Raw genomic sequence first — 280 nt, 5'->3', positions numbered from 1 at the left:
CCAACGTGTGGGCGATTTGGCTTGGGCGGCAGGGGATTGCCAAGCACAAGGTTTCTTATTGGGTGCGACCGCTGGTCGTACGACACTGAATGGCGAAGGCTTGCAGCATCAAGACGGTCATTCGCAGATATTGTTCAACGTCGTACCAAACTGCGTCAGCTATGACCCCTGCTTTGGTTATGAGCTGGCCGTTATCATGCATGATGGCTTGCGCCGCATGTACGCAGAAGGCGAGCGCGTCTATTATTACTTGACGCTTATGAACGAAAACTATGAGCAG

1 pseudogene is annotated in these 280 nt (G+C 52.5%); it reads left to right on the top strand.

The features are described 5' to 3' along the window. Window positions 1-280: pseudogene (gene aceE, locus AAEZ03_RS27035) on the top strand (pyruvate dehydrogenase (acetyl-transferring), homodimeric type); the annotation flags it as partial.

It is taken from the genome of Pseudomonas sp. HY2-MNA-CIBAN-0224 (genome assembly GCF_040310285.1).
In the GTDB taxonomy this organism is placed as follows: Bacteria; Pseudomonadota; Gammaproteobacteria; order Pseudomonadales; family Pseudomonadaceae; genus Aquipseudomonas; species Aquipseudomonas helleri.
This window is presented reverse-complemented; position numbering and strand designations above follow the sequence as displayed.